This is a genomic window from Kribbella sp. NPDC050241 (assembly GCF_044459685.1).
Classification (GTDB): Bacteria; Actinomycetota; Actinomycetes; order Propionibacteriales; family Kribbellaceae; genus Kribbella.
Genome location: NZ_JBITJE010000017.1, coordinates 1 through 24,431, shown reverse-complemented (window position 1 = coordinate 24,431; position 24,431 = coordinate 1). Strand labels below are relative to the sequence as shown.

Genomic DNA, 24,431 nt, shown 5'->3' with positions numbered 1-24,431 from the left:
CCGACCCACCCCGTGCAGGTGGTGGCACGCACGTGGTGAGAAGCGGTGTGGACCGGCCGGCGATCAGCACCGGACCGGCCCTGATGATCCCGGCCGGATACCCCAGAGACCTGCCCAGTGCGCTGCTCCGCGCGGCCCGCGACTTCGGTGGCGCCGGCGTGGTCGAGATCGGCCCCGACGGCCGCGAGACGAAGCTCGACTTCCCGACCCTGCTCGAACTCGCCGCCCGCATCCTGGCCGGCCTGCGGGCGAACGGCGTACGCGCCGGCGACCCGGCGGTCGTGCACTGCACCGAACCGGTCGGCTTCTTCGCGGCGTTCTGGGCCTGCACACTGGGCGGCATCCGTCCGTTGCTGATGGCCCCGAGTCCTGAGGGCGACCGGTCCGAGGAGGGCCGTGAGCGGCTCCGCAAGCTGACCGACCTGCTCGGCTGGACCGTGCTGATCGGCCGCCCGTCCGACCTCCCTGACGACCTCGGCCTGCCGGTCCTCGACCCTGACGCTCTCGCGGGTCATGAGCCGACGTCGGAGTTCCACCGACCGGCTGCGGACGACGTCGCCGTACTGATGATGTCGTCGGGCACCAGCACCGGCGCACCGAAGATCGTGCAGCTGACGCACCGCGGACTGGTCGAGTTCGCCGCCGGTACGCCGGCCATGCTGCCGGTGCGGCCCGGACAGACGACGCTGAACTGGCTGCCGCTGACCCAGAGCGGTGCGTTCCTGCTGTACCACCTGCTGCCCGTGTTCACCGGCTGCACCAACGTGCACGTGAACACCGACTGGGTGCTGGCCGATCCGCTGCGCTGGCTGGACCTGATGGACCAGCACCGGGTCAACCACTCCTGGTCTCCGAACTTCGGCTATCGCCTGGCCACGCAGGCGATCGCGGGCGAGCCGGACCGGCACTGGGACCTGTCCGCACTGCGCAGTCTGGTCAGCGGTGGCGAGCAGATCACCGTTCCGGTGATGTCGGAGTTCCTGCGGCTGACGAACCGGTTCGGCGTCGTACCGGAGACCTTCGTGGCGGCGTGGGGGATGACCGAGACGGTCACCGGGATCACGTTCGCGCGGCCAGGGCTGACACCGAACGTGCACCGCGTCCGGATCCCACCGACCGGCGTGATCGAGTGGGTCGATCAGCGGCCCGCGACCGGGAAGGTCGCAGTCGCCCGGCCGGGTAAGACGCGAGCCGAGGCGCCGGGCGTGCTGAGCCTGGTGTCGGTGGGTGCGCCGGCTCCGGGGACGACGGTGCGGATTGTGGCTCCCAACGGTGCGGTGCTGCCGGAGGGCCGGATCGGTCAACTGCAGGTTGCGTCCGCGCGGGTGACACCGGGATACCTGGGCAACCTGGAGGCGGACCGGGCGGCGTTCCCGATCGGCAACTGGCCAGCGCGGAAGTGGCTGGCGACCGGGGATCAGGCGTTCATCACCGGCGGGCAGGTGGTCATCACCGGCCGGGACAGCGAACGCATCATCATGTCCGGGAAGCTCTACTACGCGCACGACATCGAATCGGTCGCTGCGACGGTGGTCGGTGCCGAGCAGGGCCTCGTCGCGGCGTGTGGGATCGCGGACGGGGCGAGTGGGACCGACCGGCTGGTCGTGTTCTACGCGCTCACGCCGGAGTCGATCCCGGGGATGGATCAGGCGATCCGGAGTCTCGTCCTGGCCCGGCTGGGGCTCGAGGCCGAGGTGATCGGCGTACCGCGGCGGGACTTCCCGACCACACCCGGCGGCAAGATCCTGCGCCCGCTGCTCAAGCAACGCTGGATCGACGGCACGCTGGAAACCCCGCCCCACCCGTACGTCGAACCGGCCGGCGCCAACTCGTACTCCGGCCCCGCCGGCGAGGGCCCGCACGCCAACGCCGCCGACACCCTCATCTCAGCCGAAGAAGACCCAGCCGAACGCACCACCGAACTCCCGGTCGTCCGCCTCGCCTGGAAGCGCACCCTCCAACAATCCATCCCCACCCCACCCCAACGCCCGACCCTCGGCACCCCCACCTCGCCGGTTACCGCCGACCCAACCGCCGACGCGCCCACCGAGCCAGAGCCCGCCCCGATCCCGGACGCCGAACAAACCGCAGAGCTCCAACGAATCCCCGCCACCGACGAGCCGCCTCCGCCCGCACAGGCCAAGTCGCCCAACCCCACCGAGCACCCAGCCGAGGCACCCGCAGCTGAAGCCCGGCCCCAGCCGGAGCCCACCGCCGAGCTGGAGCCCGCCACCGAGCGCGAGCCCGCCACCGAGCGCGAGCCCGCCACCGAGCGCGAGCCCACCGAGGAAGCGTCCCAGCAGGCGGCCGAGCCGCGGCCGGAGTCCGTCGCGGCCGTGGAGCCGACGCAGCCCGTCGAGGAAACACCTGACGAGCCTGCCGCGGACGCACATCCGCAGCCGGAGCCCACTGCAGAGGCAGCCGAGCCCACCGCAGAGACCGAGGCAGCCGAGCCCACCGCGGAAGCGGCCGAGGAGCCTGCCCCGGATGCGCCCCCGGAGCTGACCGCAGAGACCCAGCCGACCGACCCCGCCGAAGAAGCAGCCGACGAGCCTGCGGCCGAAGTACAGCCGCAGCCGGAGCCCACCGCAGAGACCGACGCAGCCGAGCCCACCGCGGAAGCGGCCGACGAGCCTGCTGCCGAAGCACAGGCCGAGCTGGAGCCCTCCGCAGAGTCCGAGTCGACCGAGTCCGCCGAGGAAACGGTTGAGGAGCTTTCGGCCGAAGCACAGGCCGAGCTGGAGCCTTCCGCAGAGTCTGACCCGACCGAGTCCGCCGAGGAAACGGTTGAGGAGCCTGGAGCCGAAGCACAGGCCGAACCGGAGCCCTCCGCAGAGCCCGACACGACCGAGTCCGCCGAGGAAACGGCTGAGGAGCCTGCAGCCGAAGCACAGGCCGAACCGCAGCCCTCCGCACAGTCCGAGCCGGCCGAGCCCGCCGAGGAAACGGTTGAGGAGCCTGCGGCCGAAGCACAGGCCGAGCCGGAGACCACCGCACAGTCCGACCCGGCCGAGTCCGCCGAGGAAACGGTTGAGGAGCCTGCGGCCGAAGCACAGGCCGAGCCGGAGACCACCGCAGAGCCCGACCCGGCCGAGTCCGCCGAGGAAACGGTTGAGGAGCTTTCGGCCGAAGCACAGGCCGAGCCGGAGACCACCGCAGAGTCCGAGCCGATCGAGCCCTCCGAGGAAACGGTTGAGGAGCCCGCGGCCGAAACGCGCTCGGATCTGGCTTCGGAGACTGAGCCGATCGGGCCTGCTGAGGAAGCGCCTGAAGAGCCTGCGGCCGAAGCACCGGTTCGGTCTGAGCTCCCGGCGGCGCGGTTCATCGCGCGGTACACGATCACGCAGGCCCCGGCCCTCGACGTACCAGCCGAAGACCCCACCCCCGAACCAGCCGCCAAGGCAACCGACCCCGACCAGCCCCAGCCCGCCGCCGAAGTCGCCGCCGACGAGCAGCATCCCGAGGCCGAGCTGGAACCAGCCGCCGAGTCCGAGCGCACGGCCGATGAGCAGCAGTCTGAGGCCGAGCCAGTCGCCGAAGCTGAGTCCGAGGCGGCCGGTGACGAGCAGGAGCCTGAGACCGAGCTAGTTGCTGGAGGTGAGGCCGAGCCTGGTGCGGAGGCCGTTGCCGTAGAGCAGCGCGAGGCTGAGGCGACGCAAGTGGCCGAGGCCGAGTCGACCGAGACCGTCGACCAGCCGGCCGCCGATGCGACCTCCGAGGAGATCGCAGAGGCTGAGCAGGCTGAATCCACCGAGGAGCTAGCCGCCGAAGCCGAGCTGGTCGAGGAGGTACCCGCGGAGGCTGCCCGGGAGCAGGAGGCTGCACAGGAGCAGGAGGCTGCGCGGGAGCAGTCCGCGGTGGGTGCGCCAGCGGAGACCGTCGCGGTGGCATCCGTGGAGGCTGTGTCTGCGGCACAGCCGGTTGTGGACGGAGCTGCCGAGCAGGTCGCGTCCGAGTCCGCGGCAGGCTCTGAACTGGAGCCGGGCGACGCGGGCGAGCAGGTCGCGGAGGCCGGGCAGGAGTCGGAAGCTGCGCCTGAGCTGGTTGCGTCCGCCGAGCAGGAGCCCGAACGCACGACTGCGCAGGCTCACGCAGAACCTGCGCCGCAGTCCGTGACCGCGCAGGAGGCCGTGCAGGGAGCTGAGGCGGCGCCGCAGGTCTCGCAGGAGGGTGAGTCTGCGGTCGTGCCTGAGGGGGCGCGGCGGGCGCGGCAGGAGCGGGGTCCTCGGCGGGTTGTGGAGCCGGTGGCTGTGGTTGGGTTGGCGGGGCGGTTTCCGGGCGCGGAGACCCTGGAGCAGTTCTGGGACAACCTCGTCGGTGGGGTGGAGAGCCTCCGGCGGTTCACGAACGAGGAGGTGAGCCAGGCCGGCGGGCATGTGGACGACGAGCTGGTCGCCGTCAGCGGTGTGCTCGACCACGTGGAGTCGTTCGACGCGAAGTTCTTCGGCCTCAGCGACCGTGAGGCCGAGTTGATGGATCCGGCGCAGCGGCTGTTCCTCGAGGTCTGCTACCAGGCGCTCGAGCACGGCGGGTACGCGGGTACCACCGGCCGCGTCGGTGTGTTCGCGGGCTCCGGCATGAACCTGTACACCCAGCAGCACCAGTCCCGCGATTCTCTCGCCACCCGCGTCGCCTACCGCCTCGGCCTCACCGGTCCAGCCATCGGCGTACAGTCCGCCTGGTCCTCGTCCCTCGTCGCGGTGCACCTGGCCTGCCAGGCGTTGCGCTCCGGCGACGCGGACCTCGCACTCGCCGGTGCGGCCGCCGTACAGGTGCCTCAGGCAACGGGCTACCACTCGGCACCGGAGTCGATCCTGTCGCCGCGCGGTCAGGTCCGTGCGTTCGATGCGGCCGCCGACGGCACGGTCGGTGGGAACGGCGTCGCCGCCGTACTGCTGAAGCGCCTCGACCAAGCCATTGCCGACGGGGACACCGTGTACGCCGTGATCCGCGGCACCGCGGTCAGCAACGAGGACGCGCCTTCGGGCAACCAGGTCGAGCTGATCGAGCGTGCGCTGGAGCGGTCCGGGTTCGCGGCGGACTCGCTCAGCTACATCGAGGCGAACGCGATCGGCAGCGCCGCCGCGGACTCCGCCGAGGTGAAGTCGCTGACGACCGCGCTGCGCAGGCACACCGACAAGGTCGGCTTCTGCACGATCGGCTCGGTGAAGCCGAACATCGGCCACCTCGACAGTGCCGCGGGCATGGCCGGCCTGATCAAGACCATCCTGATGCTGCAGCACCGGATGCTGGTCCCGACGATCAACTACACCGAGCCGAACGCGGAGCTCGGGCTCGACGGCAGTCCGTTCGTGATCGGAACCGAGGCGCACGACTGGGAGGCCGGTACGACGTTGCGCGCGGGCGTCAGCGCTCTCGACGCCGGCGGTACCAACGCGCACGTCATCCTGGAGGAGGCGCCGCGGCAGATCCGTCGCGGCGACGACGGACCGGTGGTGCTGCCGCTCTCCGCGCCCGATCCGGACGCTCTGGCAGACCTGGTCGAGTTGTTCCGCACCGACCTCGGCCACGGCACCGGACACCGCCTGATCGACCTCGCTGGTACGGCGGCCCTCGGCCGACCGCCACACCGGCACCGCATCGCGGTAGCGGGCGCGTCCGAGGCCGAGCTGGTCGACGCACTCGGCTCAGCTCAGGCAACCGAGGTCCCACGCGGTGGACCGGGTCCACTGGGCTACGCATTCACCGGACAGGGCGCTGCGCGGCGTGGGATGGCCGCTGCGCTTGCTGGTCGCTTCCCGGTCTTCCGCTCGGTGCTGGACGAGTGCGACCGCGTGTACGCCGAGGAGACCGGTGGCAGCCTGCTGGAGCTGTTGCTGACACCTGCCAGCGCGTCTGAGGGCGTCTGGCCGACAGAGACCGCGCAGCCCGCACTGTTCGCGTTCGAGCTTGCCCTTGCGCGGCTCTGGCAGTCGTTCGGTGTGCAGCCCGCGTTGGTGGTCGGTCACAGCGTGGGGGAGTACGCCGCTCTGTGCGTGGCCGGTGCCCTGTCGCTGGCGGACGGCGTACGGCTGACTGCTAAGCGCGGCGAGCTCATGCAGCGTGGCACCGTGCCCGGCGCGATGGTTGCTGTGCGTGCGGACGCGGACCGGGTTCGCGAGCTGACGCAGACGCCGGGCGTGGAGATTGCCGCGGGCAACGGTCCGCAGTCGTTCGTGCTGACCGGGTCCGAGGTGATCGTCGGGCAGCTCGCGGAGCAGCTGGACCGGCTGGAGGTCGCGTACCAGCGGCTGGACGTGGATCGGGCGTTCCACAGTTCGTTGGTGGACCCGATCCTGAAGGACTTCGCGGCGATCGTCCAGGAGATCACGCTGAAGCCGCTGCGGACGCCAATGGTGTCGAGCTGGTCCGGCGATCTGCTCGAGTCCGGGACGGTGCTGGACGGCGACTACCTGGTCGGCCAGTTGCGGCAGCCGGTGCTGTTCGGTGACGCTGTCGAGGCGGTCACGGCCGCCGGTTGCCGGCGCTTCCTGGAACTCGGGCCCGACGCCGTACTGAGTCCGGCCGGGCGCCGGATCGCGCCGAACAGCACGTGGATCCCGGCGCAGCGGCTGGGGCAGGATCCGGTGCTTGCGACGATGAACGGGCTGGCCGAGCTGTACGAGCAGGGCACCGAGATCGCGTGGTCGAAGGTGTACTCCGATGGCGGTCGCGTGCCGTTGCCGACGTACCCGTTCCGGCGTGTGCATCACCTGGTCGACACGTCGGCGGCCGGGCTTGCTGGTGATGGTGCGGGGCGGCCGGCCCGCGTGCAGCCGAGTCCGTTCGAGCGCGCGGCTCGGGCGCAGGCGGTTGTCTTCGAGCCGTCGAGTGCGGCGGTGAAGCGGATCCCGCTGGATCCGCCGGCCGAGCCGGAGGTTGCTGAGAGCAACGATCCGGTGGAGGAGCAGTCGCCGTTCGCGTTGCCGGCCGAGACGCATCAGATCGACGCGGACTACCTGGCGCAGGCCGGGGTGCTGTCCGGTGACGAGATGTCGGCCGAGCGGTACCGCGACTCGCTGGACCTGATCCTGGATCTGACGTGTGAGGCGCTGAACCTCGATCCGTACGACTTGACCGTCGACCACACGTTCGCCGAGCTCGGCGCCAGGCCGGACTCGATGGCGCCGGTCATCACCGAGATCAACTCGCGCTTCGAGGTGACGCTCACCCCCGAGGACCTGTTCAGCGCCTACACCACTCCGCACAAGCTCGCCACGGCCGTCGCCACGCAGGCCCCGGAAGCCCCGGAGACGGAGCAGGCGGCCGATGCAGCCCAGCCGGAGAACACCGCCGCAGCACTCGAAGCGTCCGAGGACGTCGCGGTGGAAGCCGTCGCCGAGAAGGCGGAAGACGTCGCAGCGAAGGCTTCTGCTGAGGAAGCGGAGGTCGAGCCTCCTGCTGAAGAGCTCGAGGAGACGGCTCAGGCCGACCCGTTGGAGGGTGCGCCGGTTCGCGATGCGCGGACCGCCTTGGCTGATCTGGGCAGCGGCTTGGCGGAGTTGGCGGCGAAGGTCGATCAGGCTGCGGCGGCTACCAGTGAGGCTGAGCTGCCGGGCAACGGGATGGCCGTGCTCATGTCGCAGCAGCTCCGCGTGGCCGGTCAGTTGGTGGACGGCGTCACCAAGCTGATGCGCGAACAGCTCGCCCTCCTCGAGGCCGCGACTTCAGAAGACCCAACAACCTCTGAACACTTCCCCGACCCATCGACTCCGGCCGAGCCGGAAGGCGTGCAGGACGTGGACGATGGCGCCGAGGCCGTCGATGCTGTGCAGGCTGATGCACTCGCGGCGGACCCCACGAACGCTCCAGATGTCAACGCGGAAATACAGGCCGAGGCTCGCACGAGCGAGGATGTTGAGCGGTTGCGACGGGACCTGGGCTACTGGGAGATGGCGCTGGCGGGCGCTGAGCCGCTGGTACTGGTTGCGGATGGGGTTCGGCCGGCCGCGTCGGGCGCTGTCGGGTCGGTGAAGAAGGAGTTCGAGGAGGAGCTCGGGGACGCGGTGTTCGTGTTCAGCCGGGGCCGGAAGGTCTCCCCGCTGATGACGATGCTGGCGGCTGTCGGGACGGTGCTCGGGCGCTTCGCGGCGCAGGACGACGTGACGATCGGAACCGCGCTGATCCGGCCCCAGGGCGACACCTCGACGGCGGCCCGGCGCGCGCTCCCGATCCGGATCGACCTGTCCGGCGAACCCGACCTCGGCGAGCTCGCGCACCGGGTGCGCGACGTGACGGCGGGCGCGTTCGACCACGCCGGCACGGACCTCGCCGTACTCGAGCGTGACCCGCTCTTCCAGGTGCTGGTCGAGTTCGAGGACGGCGACGACGAGCTGCCCGAACCGCTCGACATCCGCCTGCGGCTGACCCACCACGGCGCCGGCATCACGTGTACGGCGGACTACCGCTCCGGATTGTTCGAGCAGCGCACCATCGACCGCCTCGTCGCGTACCTCGAAGCGGTCCTGCGTCGCGCCACCACCCAGCCGAACCTGCGCCTGCCCGACCTGATGTTCCCGATCGAGTCCGACCTCGAGGCCCTGCGCGAGCTGGAAGGCGACACCGCTCCGGCCGGCCCGATCGGTCGGGTACGACGAGATGCCGTCGTCGCCGGCGAGCTCAGCGGACTGCACACCCTCTTCGAGCAGCAGGTCGCCCGAACCCCGGACGCGATCGCGCTGATCCAGGGCGAGCGTGAACTGACGTACGCCGAGCTCGATCGCAGGGCCAACGCGCTGGCGTGGCGGCTCGTCGACCTCGGCGTGAAGCCCGGCCAACGGGTCGCCGTACGTGTTGCCCGAGGCCCCGAACTGGTCGTCGCGGTGCTCGCCGTACTGAAGTCCGGCGCGGCGTACCTGCCGCTGGATCCGGGCGTACCCGAGTCGCGCTGGGCGTTCATGGTGGCGGACTCGTCGGCGGTCGCGCTGGTCGGTGACGACGCAGCGCTGGCAGACCGGCTCGGTCTGCGACTGGTCCCTGTCGCCACGTCGAACGGCGATGCGCGGGCGCGGCAGGCGCCGCCGGTGCGGGCCGCCGCGGATGATGTTGCCTACTGCATCTACACGTCCGGCTCGACCGGGAACCCGAAGGGCGTCGTCGTCCCGCATCGCGGCCCGGTCAACCTGATCCGCCATTACCTGCGGACCCGGAGTTCGCTGCGAACGTTGCAGTGGACCTCGTTCGGGTTCGACGTTCACGTGCAGGAGATGTTCACCGCGCTCGCGTCCGGCTCGGCGCTGGTGCTGATCGGCGAGGACGACCGGTACGACCCGGACGCGGTGATCGCGGCGCTGCGGGATCACGACGTCGAGCGGCTGTTCATGGCGTTCAGCCCGTTGACGGCGTTGCTCGCGACCATGCGGCGGCTGCCCGAGTTGCCCGCGCTGCGGGAGATCGTCGCGGGCGGCGAGGCGATGGTGCTGACGCACAAGGTGCGCGACTTCCTCGAGGCGCATCCGGAGTGCCGGCTGTTCAACGAGTACGGCCAGGTCGAGGCGTCGATCGTGACCACGATCCACGAGGTCGACCCGGCTGTGGACCGGCCGTCGATCGGGCGTCCGGTCGAGGGCGTCGTCGTACGCCTGCTGGACCAGGTGCTGCGGCCAGTACCGGTCGGTGCGGTTGGCGAGATCCACCTCGGCGGCCCAGCCGTTGCCCAGGGCTACATCGGGCGCGCGGAGGAGACCGAGCACGCGTTCGTGCCGGATCCGGGCCATCCGGGGGCGCGGCTGTACCGCAGCCGGGACCTGGGGCGCTGGCGGGCGGACGGGACGCTGGAGTACCTCGGCCGCGCCGACGACCAGGTCAAGATCCGCGGTCACCGCGTCGAGCCCGGCGAAACCGAACACGTCCTGGCGGATCAGCCGGGTGTGGTCGACGCCGTCGTGGTCGCCTGTGCGGACCCGGCCGGCGACACCTGCCTCCTCGGGTACGTCGTTCTCGAGGACAGCGATCCGGCAGTCCTGGCCCGCCTGATGCTCGACCTGACCAAGGAACTCCCGATCTATCTGGTCCCGGCCGACCTGATCCCGATCGAGGAACTCCCGCTCGACGACAACGGCCGGCTGGACCGGACCCGCCTTCCCGAACCCGAGTGGCTCACGCCGTAGAGGACTGTTCTGCACCGTGGACGGGGGTTGTCGGGGACAGCCCTCCCGCAGCCACCGGCCTCCGTCCGCGGTGCAGAACCCGCGACGATCCTCATCCCTCCTGAGGATCGATCGCACTCCTCGCCCGGCGGCGGAACAGCGATGAGGCGCTGATCACGCAGACGAGCAGGGAGTAGACCGCCAGCGCGGACCCGACGCTTCCGGTCGTCGGTCCGACGCTGCCGGCACCGGTTCCGTTCCCGCCGGAACCCATACCGTCTCCGCCGGACCCGACCGCCACCACGGCGGTGACCACGATCAGAGCGATCAGTGGACCGGTCCAGCCGAGCACACCCATCCGGAGCGCGTGGCCGTCGTCGGCCTGCGCCCCGATGGGTGGAGCCGACCCTGCCACGGCTGCGGCGGTCCCCGGGCCGGCGAGGGCCCGTCCGCGCAGCGAGCCGTGCAGGGCAGCGACGCCGCACGCGGCGGCGACGTTCATCAGTAGCAAGCGTCCGGCGACGTCCTCGAGCGCCACGGCCCCCGGACCGACCGTGCCGTACACGATCGCGTACACGTCGACCGGCACAGTGACCGCGGCGGCCAGGACAGCGGCGACCTGGAACAGTCGCGGCCGTCCGACAGCTGCCCGCAGTACGTCGTACCTGGAAGTGGTCCGGACCAACAGCGCGGTGAAGAAGAGAGCGAAGAGGAGGAGCACCGCGACGTCCATCGGGGACCGAGTCTCTCTGGTCGAGCGTTGCCCTGGACAACGCTGGCGGACGTTGCTGACCTGACCTGACCTGCCTTGACACCGTGCTGTTCGCGAGGGCGGCGGAGAGTTTCCTCCCCGCCGCTCACGCGTTCGGCTGGTCCTGGCCCCCCATCGACCAACCGCTGCCGACCGGTCCAGGCCCCCTGACCAGTCTTGGATGACGTGCCCCCACCCCATCCATCCGTTGCATCGCGTGGGACGGCCCAGTCGTTACACAGATTCGGGCAATTGGGTTAAAACTGCGCAAAGGTGCGCATGAGACCCTGTTCCGCGCGTGCATATGTGTGCGTGACGCGGGAGAGGTGTACGGCGGTCAGCCGACGGCGGCCCAGGCCTGATGGGCGGCACCGAGGAGGCCGGCGTTGTCGAGTTGGGCGGGCTCGACCGCCAGATCGGTGATGAAGGGGAGTTGCGCGAGCCGCTTCACCCATGCCTGCACCGGGTCGAACAGCACCGGCCCCGCCTTCGACACCCCGCCCCCGATGACGACCGTGGTCAGATCGACCGTCACCGCCGTCGCGACGATCCCCGCGGCCAGCGCCTGCGCCCCGTCGTCGAACGCGGCCAGCGCGAGCTCGTCCCCGGCTGCCGCGTCGGCGGCGAGTACGGCGGCATCCGTGTCCTCGTCGATCCGCCAGCCGCGACGCTTGGCCCGGGCAACCATCCGCGGGCCGCTCGCGTACGCCTCCACGCATCCGTACGACCCGCACGCGCACGCCTCGCCGTCCAGGTCCACGACCATGTGGCCGATGTGCGCGGCGTTGCCCGACTGACCGATGACAGGCTTGCCGTCGACAACCAGTCCGCCGCCGACACCGGTCGACACCACGATCCCCAGGAGCGTGTCGGCGTCGCGTCCGGCGCCCGTCCAGAACTCACCCAGCGCGAAGCAGTGCCCGTCGACCCCGAGCGTCACGGGTACGTCGCCGACCAGCTCCCGGACCCGCTCGACCAGCGGGAAGTTCCGCCAGCCGGTGATGTTGACCGGTGACACCAGCCCGTGCTCCTGGTCCAGTGGCCCGGCCGAACCGATCCCGACCGCGACCGGCGTCGCGTCACCGCGAACCCGCTCGATCAGCTCGCCGAGCGCCGCGAACACCACGTCCGCGTCGCCGGGTGGAGTGAGGATCCGGTCCCCGGTGAGGATCTCACCGTCCGCAGACACGAGTGCGGCGGCCATCTTCGTGCCGCCGATGTCGATGCCCAGGACGGTGTCCTGCTTCATTGGTTCGTCACTCATGGTCCCCCCGTCAGTGCCGATGCAGGTGGTCAGGTCGGGAGACAACGTTATCCGTAGTCGGCCCGGACAGACAGGGGTCAATTGCAGGAATCCCCGCAAACCCGCAGGAAGGCGCCGGGTAAATGCCTTGACATAGCCTGACAACGATCGCCCTAGACCGCCGAGAAGACGCTAATTATTAGCTGTCCGTGACGGCATCGGCCGGGCTCCGGCGGCCGGGAGTGGCGGCGCGGACCTCGGGGAGGAGAGGGTAGGGGGATGAGTGATCAAATGGATCGTGATGCCGCCGGCGCGCTGATCGTCGGCTTCAGCGGGACCACCGCCCCCGACGAGTTGCGCCGCGCGGTCGCCGCCGGTCTCGGCGGCGTCATCCTGTTCACCCGCAACGTCGGCGACGCCGATCAGGTGGCCGCCCTGACCGCGTCGCTGCGGGCCGAGCGGCCCGACCTGATCATCGCGATCGATCACGAGGGCGGCGAGTTCAGCCATCTCGCGCCGGCCAACCCCTGGCCGCTGGCCTCACCGCGCGTACTCGGCGATCTCGACGACGTCGATCTGACCCGTGCGTCCGCCCGGGACGCCGCGGCGACGCTGGCGAGCCTGGGCATCGACCTGATGCTGGCGCCGTCGGTCGACGTGAACAGCAACCCGGCGAACCCGATCATCTCCACCCGCTCGTTCGGTACGACGGCCGACGTGGTCTCCCGGCACGGCGTCGCGTTCGTCGAGGGCGTCCACGAGGCCGGCATCGCCGCCTGCCCGAAGCACTTCCCGGGCCACGGCGACGTCGCGGTCGACTCCCACGTCGGCCTGCCCAGCGTCGACCGCTCGATCGAGGAGGTCAACGCCGTCGAGCTCGCGCCGTTCCGGGCGACGATCGCGGCAGGCGCCGACGTGGTGATGAGCGCCCATATCGTCTTCTCCGCGTACGACGACCAGCCGGCCACCCTGTCGCGCCGGCTGCTGACCGGCCTGCTGCGGGAGGAACTCGGCTTCACCGGCGTCATCACCACCGACGCACTGGAGATGCAGGCGATCACCAGGACCCGGTCGATCGAGGACGCCGCGGTCGCGTCGATCGGCGCCGGCGCCGACCTGGCCATGATCGCTGTCGGCTCCGCGGACCCGCGAGCCCTGACCGCCCGCGTGGTCGATGCCATTGGCAACGGAACGCTCGACGCCGAGCGCGTCGCCGACGCGGCCGCCCGGGGCCGTACGCTGGCGGCAAGTCTGGCCCAGCGCACTCGGCGGCCCGGTCTCGACGGTGCCCCGATCCGCGAGGTCGCCGCCCGCGTGGTGGCCGGCCAGAACATCCCGTTGCTCGGCTCCGCGCCGTACGTCGTTGATCTGACGCAAGGGCTGCATCCGGCCTGGAACCCTTATTTCAGTGGGCTTCCCGAGGTCTTCGGCCGTGTCGCGCCGGGCTCGGACGGCGTCGTACTCCGCGGCGAGCATCGGCTCACCGACGCCGACTCGCCGGCCGGCGACGCGATCAAGACGGCGGCCGCAGCCGCCGCCGGCCGTCCGCTCGTCATCGCCGTCCAGGACGCCGGGCGTACGCCGTGGATGCGCGACGCGCTGACCCACTTGGTGGAAGGGCACAAGGACGACGTCTTCGTGCTCTGCACGGGTATCCCCGAGGACCGCGCCCTCGTCCCCGAAGGCATCCGCTCCGCCACCACCTCAGGCCGCAACGTCATCGTCCTCGAGGCAGTCGCGAAGGCGCTCACGCAGGCTTGAGGTTCAGATCCAGGGCATGTTGTTCGACGTAGTTGAGGGCGTGGCGGACGGCGCCGACGGAGACGATCGCGTCGCCGAGGGACGAGACGGCGACGCGAGGCGGCGTACTGGTGAAGCCGGCCAGGTGCCGCTCGATGTCGGGCAGCAACGCCGCGGCGGCCTGGGCGACCGCGCCGCCGAGGACGACGAGTTCGGGGTTGAACAGGATCCCGAGCGTCGCCACCACCCGGGCAGTCCGGCCGGCCACGTGCTGAAGGATGCCCAGGGCAACTTCATCGCCGGAGCCGGCGGCGGTGAAGACCTGTTCCGCGGTGATCGGGCCGTCACCGCCGAGCGTTCGCAGTACGGTGTCGATGGCCGGGTCGGCGACCGCCGCGGTGCCCCGATCGCGCGCGATCCGGGCGATGCCATGCGTGTCACCGACGCCCTCGACGAGCTTGAGGTAGACCATCTCGCCCGCACCACCACGACTGCCGTGCAGCAGCCGGCCCGAATCCATCAGGCCGGAACCGAACCGCTCACCGGCGAGCAGTACGGCGAGGTCGTCGACGTCACGCCCTTCGCCGCGCCACTGTTCCCCCAGCGCGGCGAGGTTGGCGTCGTTCTCGAGCCGCACCGGCCAGCCGTGCAACTCTGTCAGCCGCTTCGCCAGGCCGGCGTCGAACCGCCGCCAGAACTCGTCGTCGACCAGGATGTTCCCGTCGCGGTCGACCGGCGCCGCGACTCCGACTCCCGCAGCGAGCACCTGTGTGTCGCAGACTCCCGCGCTCGCCAGGGCTTCGACGATCGTCTCGTGCACGATCTCGGTCCGCTCACCGGCCGTCTTCACATCGGACACCGAGCGGCCGGCCTTGGCGACCGTCTCGCCGCGCAGGTCTGCGAGCAGCACCGTGGTCTTGGCGTCGCCGATGTCGATCCCGAGCACATACCCGCCGCGGCTGTTGAACTCGAACCGCCGTGACGGCCGGCCCACGGCGGTGTCGTCGCGGCCGGGGTCGAGCTCGACCACCCAGCCCATCGAGATGAGGTCGTTGCAGACCGCGTGCACGGTCGCCCGGGTCAGGCCGGTGGCCTGGATCAGACCGGTTCCCGTCATCACCCCCGCGTTCGAGAGCACGCCGAGGAGCTTGCCCGCGTTCACGCGGCGCAACAGCGGCGGCGTCGCCGTGGCTTGAGTCACTGCCATTCAAAGCCCCTTGACCAGCTCGAACATCCCGGCGCAGAATACTGCAGGATCTAAATTTAGACTCTATATTAACCAGTGACAACTATCTGCAGACGACTTCAGTGAGGCGCTGATGACGAGCAAGCAGTTGACGAACGATGCCGACTGGTGGCGGCAGGCGGTCGTCTACCAGATCTATCCGCGGAGCTTCGCCGACTCCGACGGCGACGGTCTCGGCGACCTGCAGGGCATCGTCAGCCGCGTGCCGTACCTCGAGACCCTCGGCATCGACGCGGTCTGGCTGAGCCCGTTCTACCCGTCCGCGCTGGCCGACGGCGGGTACGACGTCGACGACTACCGCGCCGTGGACCCGCGGCTCGGCACCCTCGCGGACTTCGACCAACTGGTCGACGCGCTGCACGCGGTGAACATCAAGCTGATCGTCGACATCGTGCCGAACCACACCTCGGACCGGCATACCTGGTTCACCGAGGCGCTGGCCGCGCCGAAGGGCTCGCCCGCGCGGGAGCGGTACATCTTCCGGGAGGGCGACGGCGACCAGCCGCCGTCGGACTGGGATTCGGTATTCGGCGGCTCTGCCTGGGCGCGGACCGACGACGGCCAGTGGTACCTGCACATGTTCGCGGCCGAGCAACCGGATCTGAACTGGGAGCACCCGGAGGTTCGGGCGGACTTCCTCCAGACGCTGAGATTCTGGTCGGACCGTGGTGTCGACGGCTTCCGGGTGGACGTCGCGCACGCGCTGATGAAGGACCTGGCGGAGCCGATGCCGTCGCAGGCCACGCTGCCTCGAGTGTCCGAGTCGTACGGTCTGCACCCGTTGTGGGACCGCGACGGCGTACACGACATCTACCGCGAGTGGCGGCAGGTCCTGAACGAGTACGACCCGCCCCGGTCCGCCGTGGCCGAGGCCTTCGTCCCGGCATCGCGCCGCGCGCGGTACGCGAGTGCCGACGGGCTCGGGCAGGCGTTCAACTTCGACCTGCTGCAGGCCGACTGGGAGTACGACAAGTTCCGCCAGGTGATCGAGGAGAACCTCGCACTGGCCGACCAGAACGGCTCGTCCTCGACCTGGGTGTTCTCGAACCACGACGTAGTCCGGCACGCGACCCGCTACGGCCTGCCGAAGGATCCGTCCGGCCTGTGGCAGGACGGCAAGGCCTGGCTGCTGAGCAACGGCACCGAGCCGACCGTCGACGTGGAGCTGGGCTTGCGCCGAGCCCGCGCCGCGGTGCTGCTGATGCTGGCGCTGCCCGGATCGGCGTACCTATATCAGGGGGAGGAGCTCGGGCTCCAGGAGGTCGGCGAGCTGCCGGCGGCGAATCTGCAGGACCCGGCGTACTTCCGCTCCAAGGGTGCGGAGAAGGGCCGTGACGGGTGCCGGGTGCCGATCCCGTGGACCGTCGGTGGGTTGTCGTTCGGCTTCGGCTCGGGTGGGTCGCACCTGCTGCAGCCGAAGTGGTTCGGTGGGTACTCCGTCGAGGCGCAGGAGGGCGACGTCAGTTCGACGCTGAGCCTCTACCGCAAGGCCCTCGCAGTACGCCGGGGACTGCAGACGGGCAACTCGCTCACCTGGGTCGACGGCACCGACTGGGTCCTCCACTTCACCCGTCCCGGCGGCTGGCAGTCGATCACCAACTTCGGTGCGGCGCCGGTCGAGCTGCCGGACGCCGCGGTCGTGCTGTCGAGTGGTCCGCTGGAAGGCGACAAGCTCCCGAGTGACACCACAGCCTGGCTGATCTGATGCGGCAGGATGGGGGCCGTGACTCCGACGCTTGCTGACGTGATCGCCGTACTCGACCGGCTCTACAACCCTGCCTGGGCGGAGTCCTGGGACGCGGTCGGTCTGGTCACAGGCGATCCGGAGCAGCAGGTACGACGGATCCTGTTCGCCGTCGACCCGATGCGGGTGGTGGTGGACGAGGCGATCGGAGGCGACTTCGATGTCCTCGTCACGCACCACCCGCTGCTGTTGCGCGGCGTGAACAGCGTGGCGGCGACGACGCCGAAGGGCCGGGTCGTGCACGACCTGATCCGGAGCGGTACGGCGTTGCATGTCTGCCACACCAACGCGGACAACGCGAACCCGGGTGTGAGCGACGCACTGGCCGCGGCCCTGGGCCTACAGGACACGCGTCCGCTCAAGGCGATGCCGTCCGACCCGATGGACAAGCTGGTCGTGTTCGTGCCGGTCGACGAGACGCAAACCATGCTCGACGCCCTGGCGAAGGCGGGCGCCGGCCAGATCGGCGACTACGAGCGCGCCGCCTGGAGTAGCACCGGCGAGGGGACCTTCCGCCCGCTCGAGGGCGCGAACCCCACGATCGGGCAGGTCGGCGACATCGAGGTCGTGCCGGAGAACCGGCTCGAGCTGATTCTGCCGCGACACAAGCGGCGGGCTGTCGTCGAGGCGCTGAAGGCGGCGCACTCCTACGAGGAGCCGGCCTTCGACATCTACGAGCTTGCAGCACTGCCGAGCGAGCGCGGTGGCGGCCGCGTCGGCGCGCTCTCGGCACCGCTGCCACTGAGGGACTTCGCCCGGCTGGTCGCCGATCACCTCCCGCGCACTGAGCACGGCGTACGGGTGTCGGGGGACCCGGAGCGGACGATCGAGACGGTCGCCGTCGTCGGGGGAGCGGGGGACTCGGAGTTCGAGCGGGTCCGGGCCGCCGGCGTCGACGCGTACGTGACGGCCGATCTCCGGCATCACCCCGCGACCGAGGCACAGGCGTACGACGAAGGCCCGGCGCTGGTCGATGTCGCGCACTGGGCCAGCGAGTGGCCCTGGCTGCGCGACGCCGAACGACTCCTCCTCGAAGGGTTGGCAGCACAAGGCAGTACCGTGGACACTCACATCTCGACGCTCTGCACGGACGCCTGGACCCTGCGGTTCTGAGTGCAGCTGAAACACAACTGAAGGAGCCGACTCTGAACGCCGAGCCCGCCGTCCAACGCCGGTTGCTGGACCTGCAGGATCTCGACCTGCAGCTGGATCAGGTCGCGCACAAGCGCAAATCGCTGCCCGAGCACAAGGCACTTGCCGACCTCACCGCGGAGAAGTCCGTGGTCGACCGCGACCTGGTCACCGCCGACACCGAGGTCAGCGACCTGCAGCGCGAGCAGAAGAAGGCCGACAGCGACGTCGACCAGGTGCGGCAGCGCAAGGCCCGCAACCAGCAGCGGCTGGACTCCGGTCAGGTCACGTCGGCCAAGGACCTGGAGAACCTGCAGCACGAGGTCGGGTCGCTGGACCGGCGGATCTCCGACCTGGAGGACGCCGAGCTCGAGGTGATGGAGAAGCTGGAGGCCGCCGAGGCGGTCCAGCTCGATCTGCGCACCCGCGCCGAGGCGTTCGCCGGCCGTCAGTCCGAGCTGGAGACCAGCCGCGACGCCGCGCTGAAGGAGCTCGACGAGCAGCGTGCCGGGCTCGGGGACCAGCGCGCCGGGGTGGCGGCCGAGCTTCCGGATGCCCTGATCACGCAGTACCAGCGGCTCCGCGAGCACAACGGCGGAATCGGCGCCGCGCCGCTGGTCGGCAAGCGCTGCATGGGCTGCCGGATGGAGCTGGCGCCGTCCGACCTGAACGGCATCAAGACCGCCCCGGCGGACGCCGTACTGCGCTGTGAGGAGTGCGGACGGATCCTGGTCCGGACCGCGGAGAGCAGCGCATGAGCGAGCGGAGCGAGCTCATCGTCAAGCACAGTGCGTCTTGTGCCTCATCCGCGCCCGGAGCGAAGCGAGGACGTGGATGAGTTACAAGCACGTCATTGTCGAAGCCGATGGTGGGTCGCGCGGGAATCCGGGACCGGCGGCGTACGGCGCGCTGGTCCGGGATCCGGCGACCGGCGAGGTGATCGCGCAGGACGGCAAGACGCTGGGGATCGCGACCAACAACGTCGCCGAGTACTCCGGACTGATCGCGGGGCTCCAGCTGGCCGCGGAGTACGCGCCGGACGCCTCGATCGAGGTGCGGATGGACTCCAAGCTGGTGATCGAGCAGATGGCCGGCCGGTGGAAGATCAAGCACCCGGACCTGCAGCCGCTGGCGATCAAGGCGCAAGGCCTGGCGCCGTTCGGGACCGAGTGGACCTGGGTGCCCCGGGCCCAGAACTCCGCCGCCGACGCGCTGGCGAACAACGCGCTGGACGGCGTACCGATCCCGCTGAAGCCGGAGGTCGGCGGACCCGGGCCGACGGCAGTCAAGGAACCGTCGGATCTCCAGAAAGCCTTGCAGGGTTGGGGTCCGCAGGCCGAGCCGCCGACGCAGCTCATCTTCCTGCGGCACGGCGAGACGCCGCACACCGTCGAGAAGCGGTTCTCGGGATCCGGCGGCGACGACCCCGCGCTCAGTGACACCGGTCGGGCGCAGGCCCAGGCGGCCGCTGAGTACCTGTCCCGGATCGGTGGTGTCGACGCTCTCGTGACTTCGCCGATGGTGCGCGCGCGGCAGACGGCCGACGCGGTCGCGGGCAAGCTCGGGCTCGAGCCGGTGGTGGACAACGGCTGGGTGGAGTGCTCGTTCGGCGACTGGGACGGGCACACGTTCGCCGAGGTGCAGCAGAAGTGGCCGGATGCGATGAACGCGTGGCTGGGCTCGACCTCTGTCGCGCCGCCCGGTGGGGAGTCGTTCGACGCGTGCGCGCGCCGGGCCCGGTCGGCGCGGGACGGGCTGCTGACTCGCTACCCGGGCAAGACCGTTGTCGTCGTCACCCATGTCACGCCGATCAAACTGATGGTCCGGTCGGTGCTGCAGGCACCGATGGCGTCGGTGTTCCGGATGGAGCTGCGCCCCGCGACCATGACCGAGATCCACTGGTACGCCGACGGCCTCGCGTCACTCCGCTCCTTCAATGTGCAACCCTCGTTAGTCTGACCCCACGCACACGTCGTGCGCTGAGAAGGACGGAGGGCCCCACGTGCCGCTTCAGAGGGTTCACTTTGCCGAGGACGTGCCCGAGGTGTTCCGGGCGTCGCTGCAGGACATCCGGCGTGAGCTCGAGGTGCCGACGGAGTTCCCGGACGACGTGGTCGCGGCAGCACTGCACGCGGCGAAGAACCCGCGGCTGCCCGAGCTGGACCGGACCGATCTCGAGTTCGTCACGATCGATCCGCCGGACTCGATGGACCTCGACCAGGCCCTGCACATCGAGCGCACCGGCGACGGCTACACGGTCCACTACGCGATCGCCGACGTCGCTGCCTTCGTCCAGCCCGGCGACCCGATCGACCTCGAGGCGCGCCGCCGCGGCGAGACGCTCTATGCGCCGGACAAGCGGACCCCGCTGCACCCGCCGGAGCTGTCCGAAGGCGCGGCGTCGCTGCTGCCGGACGGAGTGCGTCCCGCGTTGCTCTGGACGATCACGGTCGACGCGACGGGCGAGGGGACCGGCGTCACCTGCGAGCGCGCGCTGGTGATGTCCCGGGCCAAGCTGAACTACGCCGGCGTGCAGAAGGACCTCGACGCCGGCAACGCGTCGGAGTCGCTGCAACTGCTTCGCGAGGTCGGGACACTGCGTGAGCAGCGTGAGCTCGAGCGCGGCGGAGTCAACCTGCCCATCCCGGACCAGGAGGTCGTCACCTCCAACCATGGTTGGGGTCTGGAGTTCCGCGCACCGCTGCCGGTCGAGGGCTGGAACGCGCAGATCTCGCTGCTCACCGGCATGGCCGCTGCGGAGCTGATGATGAAGGGCAAGATCGGCATCCTGCGGACGCTGCCCGAATCGCACGACAGCCTGCGCCACAAGCTCGAGCACACTGCCAAAGCGCTGGGGATCACCTGGCCGGACGGGACGTCGTACGCGCAGTTCATTCATGGGCTGCAGCCGAAGGTGCCTGCGCACGCGGCGATGCTGGCTGCCTGCACCGTGCTTTTCCGGGGCGCCGGGTACGTCGCGTTCGCGGGCGGTGTGCCGGAGCGGCCGCAGCATGCTGCGATGAAGGCGGAGTACGCGCACGTCACCGCGCCGCTGCGCCGGCTGGTGGACCGGTGGACCGGCGAGATCTGTGTGGCGCTGTCCGCCGGCACCGAGGTGCCGGCCTGGGTGCGCGAGTCGATGGACGAGATCCCGAAGACGATGGACGAGGCGGACCGCCGGGCGAACGCGTACGAACGCTCGATCGTCAGCATGGTCGAGGCCGGTCTGGTGGCCGACCGGATCGGGACGGAGTTCGAGGGCGTGATCACCGACGTTGACGAGCGCGACACCACCCGCGGCGTCGTCGCCCTCTCGACGGTCGCGATCGAAGGCCGCGTCACCGGTAGCGCGCCACTGCCGCTCGGTCAGGCGATCCGCGTGAAGCTGGTCGAGGCCGACATCGCCAAGCGCACCGTCGCCTTCGAGCTAGCCCCGTAGGTAGTCCTCGACGGCCGCTGTCGTGCGGTCCAGGTCTTCGGTCGCGAGCAGGTCGATGAGCGCGCCGCGCAGCAACGCGAGTACGCCGGTACGGCGTGCCTCCGCGGCCGGGCTACCGGGATCGGGCTGACTCCCCTTGAGCAGTTCGAGCCAGTCGTCGACGGTCGAGCGGCCGTAGTCCGCCCACGGGCCGTCCGGCGCGACCAGCGAACGCCCGTACGCCTCCACCCAGAACTTCATCAACGGCCGGCGCTCGGGCTCGGCCAGCCACGTCCACAACTCTCGCGCGACCACGGTCAGGCCTGGCGGTTCGTCGTACCTGGCCTCGAGCTGGCGGAGTAGTTCGAGTTCGTCGACGCGGGCTCGGGCGAGCAGGGCGCGGATCAGGCCGTCCTTGCTGCCGAACAGGAACAGCAGCACCCGCGGGCTGGACTCGATCGCGGTGGCCAGCGGGCGCAGGGACAGGTCGGCCAGTCCGTGGCTGAGCGAGTAGGCGTAGGCGCGCTCCAGTAGTTCCTGCTGACGCGCGGAGGGGGCTGGCTTCGTCGACGGCACGGAGCTAGTATCACCTACTGAAACAGTCGTGTCAGTAGATTGGGTGGACTGGATGAGCCGGACGAAGGCGATCAGGAAGCTGGGCAAGCCGGGAGATCTCGGGTGGGTGGTGCAGGCGCATGCGGAGATCTATGCGGCGGAGTACGGCTGGGGTCTGGAGTACGAGGCGCTGATCACGCGGATCGTGGCGGCGTACGCGAGCGAGCACGACGACGATCACGAGGCCGCGTGGATCGCCGAGGTGGAGGGGGAACGGGCCGGCAGCATCTTCTGTGTCCGTGGGCCGGACGAGACCACCGCCCAACTCCGCCTGCTCCTGGTGACGCCGGACGCTCGCGGTCTCAAGCTTGGCGCCGAACTGGTCGACACGTGCCTCGCCTTCGCGCGCGCGGCCGGCTACAAGAGGATGGTGCTGTGGACCAACGATCCGTTGGTGGCGGCGCGTCACATCTACCTGGCCCGCGGCTTCCGCCTCACCGGCTCCGAGCCGCATGACTCCTGGGGTCTGGAGCTCGTTGGCCAGACCTACGAGCTGGACCTGGGCTGAGCTCAGTCCGCGCAGGTCGGCGCGCCGGTCGCCGCGGTCCGGTAGAGGGCGTGCGAGAGAAACGTCGTGACGTAGCCGTTCATGACGGCCAGTGCGTGGCGCGGGCCAACACTGCCCAGCGGCAGGAACTTCCGCAGCGGCAGCGCCAGGTAGTAGGCGCCGTAGTCGGTGAAGTTGAAGTGCCGCGTCCCCGGGATGGTCGCGCACCACGCCGTCCCTGTGCTTGCCTTGAGCAACGACAGGGCACGGTCCCGGCCGTCGTCGTTCTTCGCGTCCGGGCCGCAGACGCTGGTGATGCACGAGTCGTCCGCGCCGAGCAGCATGATCGGCGCGTGCACGCCCTTCGTCACCACCTCGCCGAACTGGAGTCCGTCCAGGTCGACCGCGGCGCCACACCGCCGATCGGTGCGGCATGCCTCCAGTGAGGCCGCGCCGCCGAACGAGTGGCCGACGTACGACGTACCGATCCCGGTCTCGACGCTGTTCGGCAACTGCTTGCCGAGGGTGGTAGCGGCGAAGCGGGCGTCGGCGGCCCAGGTGGTGACGAGGTGGTCGCCGGCCTCGAGCGCGCCGTCCGAGGTCTCGCCGAGATTCGGCGGGTTGGCGGCTGCGGTGCTCTTGACCGTCTGGCCGTCGAGGACGGTCAGGTTCGCGCTGTACGTCGGAGTCACGCCGGCGACCAGGTAGCCGTGGCTGGCGAGCTCCTCGGCGAGGCTGGCATACATCGGTGCGGACAGCCCCATGCCCGGCATCAGCACGACGACCGGAAAGCGCCCGGGGGCGATGGTCGCGCGGTCCAGCGCGTGGTCCTGCAGGCCGTTGAACGGGCCCTGGAACACCGCGATCGGTGACTTCAGGTGCAGCCCGTTCCACAGGCCTGGCGCGTACTCCACATGGCGTCCGGTGGTGCTCTTGGCCACCGGGTACCAGAGCCACACCGAGAGCTTCCGCGGGCCTTCACCGTACGGATCGCGGCGGACCGTGTCGGTCCACTCGAACGTCCGGCGACCGACCTGGAAGGTCCCGGTCGGGTCGGGCAGGGACACCGGGTCAGACCGCTTCACCAGCACCCAGCCGACGTACCCGCTGCCGCCGAGCAGAGCGAACAGCACCAGGATCACGATCCCCGTGCGCATCCGTCGCATCCCTCTGCGGGCCATATCCCAAGCGTCTCACCCAGAGCCTCGATCCGTGGATCCTGGCTCGCGGTGTCGAACCCGGCAGATCCGCTCCGACGTGACCGATATCAGTGCTGATCGATCGAGGAGTGGCGATGAACCTTCCGGATGTCGCGTCCCGGGACGAGTGGCTGGTCGCGCGCAAGGCGCTACTGGCGGAGGAGAAGGAGTTCACCCGGCAACGGGACGCGTTGAACTCGCGACGTCGGCAGTTGCCGATGGTGCTGGTGGACAAGCCGTACGTCTTCACCGGGCCGGACGGCGAGCTCGGGCTGGGGGAGTTGTTCGAGGGCCGGCCGCAGTTGGTCGTGTACCACTTCATGTTCCAGCCGGAGTGGGAGGGCGGCTGCCGCAACTGCACCGGTTTCGTCGACGACATCGGTTCGCTCGACAACCTGCACCGGTTGAACACGACGTTCGCGCTGGTGTCTCGGGCGCCGTACGACAAGCTGGCCGCGTACAAGGCCGAGCATGGGTGGACCTTCCCGTGGTACTCGTCGTACGGGAGCGACTTCAACTACGACTACCACGTGACGCTGGACGACTCGGTGGTGCCGTTCGAGTACAACTACCGCACCAAGGCCGAGTGGGACCTGCTGCCGAACAACGAGCACGTGCAGAGCGAGCAGCCGTTCGACCTGCACGGTCTGAGCTGCTTCCTGAAGATCGGTGACGACGTCCATCACACGTACTCCACCTACGGTCGCGGGCCGGACGCGATGACGTTCACCGTCACCGCGGTCGACCTGACCGTGTTGGGTCGGCAGGA

14 protein-coding genes are annotated in these 24,431 nt (G+C 70.1%); 9 read left to right on the top strand and 5 right to left on the bottom strand.

Translation table 11 applies throughout. The annotated features are described in order from the left end of the window. The first annotated feature begins 32 nt into the window (after window positions 1-32). Window positions 33-10,109, top strand: coding sequence for an amino acid adenylation domain-containing protein (locus ACIBG5_RS40750; protein WP_396397405.1), 10,077 nt, complete (start codon window positions 33-35; stop codon window positions 10,107-10,109). Window positions 10,110-10,200: 91 nt separating this feature from the next. On the opposite strand, the gene ACIBG5_RS40745 is transcribed toward ACIBG5_RS40750, so the two are convergent. Together ACIBG5_RS40745 and ACIBG5_RS40740 are read right to left on the bottom strand one after the other, a co-directional pair. Further along, window positions 10,201-10,821, bottom strand: a complete 621-nt coding sequence (locus ACIBG5_RS40745; protein WP_396397404.1) for a hypothetical protein — start codon at window positions 10,819-10,821, stop codon at window positions 10,201-10,203. Between the two features lie 355 nt (window positions 10,822-11,176). Beyond that, window positions 11,177-12,103, bottom strand: coding sequence for an ROK family protein (locus tag ACIBG5_RS40740; RefSeq protein ID WP_396397403.1), 927 nt, complete (start codon window positions 12,101-12,103; stop codon window positions 11,177-11,179). Between the two features lie 258 nt (window positions 12,104-12,361). Here ACIBG5_RS40740 and nagZ point away from each other — a divergent pair, with 258 nt between their 5' ends. After that, on the top strand, window positions 12,362-13,843 hold the full coding sequence (gene nagZ / locus ACIBG5_RS40735) for a beta-N-acetylhexosaminidase (RefSeq protein ID WP_396397401.1): 1,482 nt from the start codon (window positions 12,362-12,364) through the stop codon (window positions 13,841-13,843). Here the strand turns inward: nagZ and ACIBG5_RS40730 are convergent. Next, the gene (locus tag ACIBG5_RS40730) at window positions 13,830-15,029 is read right to left on the bottom strand and encodes an ROK family protein (protein WP_396397399.1); all 1,200 of its coding nucleotides are present in this window, start codon (window positions 15,027-15,029) and stop codon (window positions 13,830-13,832) included. The two genes, nagZ and ACIBG5_RS40730, sit on opposite strands and share 14 nt — an antisense overlap. Before the next feature lie 112 nt (window positions 15,030-15,141). Between ACIBG5_RS40730 and ACIBG5_RS40725 the strand changes: the two genes are divergently transcribed. From ACIBG5_RS40725 to ACIBG5_RS40705, 5 genes are all read left to right on the top strand, one after another. Further along, window positions 15,142-16,773 (top strand): glycoside hydrolase family 13 protein, encoded by a 1,632-nt coding sequence (locus ACIBG5_RS40725; RefSeq protein WP_396397398.1) that lies wholly within the window; start codon window positions 15,142-15,144, stop codon window positions 16,771-16,773. An 18-nt stretch (window positions 16,774-16,791) separates the two neighbouring features. After that, window positions 16,792-17,925, top strand: coding sequence for a Nif3-like dinuclear metal center hexameric protein (locus ACIBG5_RS40720; RefSeq protein ID WP_396397396.1), 1,134 nt, complete (start codon window positions 16,792-16,794; stop codon window positions 17,923-17,925). A gap of 62 nt (window positions 17,926-17,987) precedes the next feature. After that, complete coding sequence (locus tag ACIBG5_RS40715; RefSeq protein WP_396397394.1) at window positions 17,988-18,701, top strand: zinc ribbon domain-containing protein; 714 nt, start codon at window positions 17,988-17,990, stop codon at window positions 18,699-18,701. Between the two features lie 76 nt (window positions 18,702-18,777). Further along, window positions 18,778-19,902: a bifunctional RNase H/acid phosphatase gene (locus tag ACIBG5_RS40710; protein ID WP_396397392.1), complete on the top strand. Its 1,125-nt coding sequence runs from the start codon at window positions 18,778-18,780 to the stop codon at window positions 19,900-19,902. Between the two features lie 43 nt (window positions 19,903-19,945). Next, window positions 19,946-21,382: an RNB domain-containing ribonuclease gene (locus tag ACIBG5_RS40705; RefSeq protein ID WP_396397391.1), complete on the top strand. Its 1,437-nt coding sequence runs from the start codon at window positions 19,946-19,948 to the stop codon at window positions 21,380-21,382. Here the strand turns inward: ACIBG5_RS40705 and ACIBG5_RS40700 are convergent. Continuing rightward, complete coding sequence (locus tag ACIBG5_RS40700) at window positions 21,371-21,937, bottom strand: TetR/AcrR family transcriptional regulator (RefSeq protein WP_360447869.1); 567 nt, start codon at window positions 21,935-21,937, stop codon at window positions 21,371-21,373. The two genes, ACIBG5_RS40705 and ACIBG5_RS40700, sit on opposite strands and share 12 nt — an antisense overlap. A gap of 52 nt (window positions 21,938-21,989) precedes the next feature. On the opposite strand from ACIBG5_RS40700, the gene ACIBG5_RS40695 reads away from it, so the two are divergent. Further along, window positions 21,990-22,484, top strand: a complete 495-nt coding sequence (locus tag ACIBG5_RS40695; protein WP_396397390.1) for a GNAT family N-acetyltransferase — start codon at window positions 21,990-21,992, stop codon at window positions 22,482-22,484. A gap of 2 nt (window positions 22,485-22,486) precedes the next feature. On the opposite strand, the gene ACIBG5_RS40690 is transcribed toward ACIBG5_RS40695, so the two are convergent. Further along, window positions 22,487-23,620, bottom strand: a complete 1,134-nt coding sequence (locus ACIBG5_RS40690; RefSeq protein WP_396397388.1) for a hypothetical protein — start codon at window positions 23,618-23,620, stop codon at window positions 22,487-22,489. A gap of 137 nt (window positions 23,621-23,757) precedes the next feature. Here ACIBG5_RS40690 and ACIBG5_RS40685 point away from each other — a divergent pair. Further along, a partial coding sequence (locus tag ACIBG5_RS40685; RefSeq protein WP_396397387.1) for a DUF899 domain-containing protein occupies window positions 23,758-24,431 on the top strand: 674 nt, incomplete at its 3' end.